The organism is Methylobacterium sp. D48H (assembly GCF_053345715.1).
The window spans coordinates 1-297 of record NZ_JBKFAP010000173.1 but is presented as its reverse complement, the minus strand read 5'-3'; the positions used below and the strand labels follow the sequence as shown (position 1 = coordinate 297).

At 69.0% G+C, this 297-nt stretch carries 1 protein-coding gene; it reads right to left on the bottom strand.

The features are described 5' to 3' along the window. The coding region (locus ACLBX8_RS32005) for a GTP-binding protein (protein ID WP_447716450.1) at positions 1 to 297 on the bottom strand (297 nt) is incomplete at both ends.

Sequence of the window (297 nt, the reverse complement as noted above, 5' to 3'; positions counted from 1 at the left end):
ACCTTGTTGAGCAACACCACCAGCGCCGGGACGCCGACCTGGCGGGCCAGCAGGATGTGCTCGCGGGTCTGCGGCATCGGGCCGTCGGCCGCCGGCACCACCAGGATCGCGCCGTCCATCTGCGCCGCGCCCGTGATCATGTTCTTCACGTAGTCGGCGTGGCCGGGGCAGTCCACGTGCGCGTAGTGACGGTTCTGCGTCTCGTACTCCACGTGCGCCGACGAGATCGTGATCCCGCGCGCCTTCTCCTCAGGCGCCTTGTCGATCTGGTCGTAGGCAGTGAACGTCGCCCCGCCC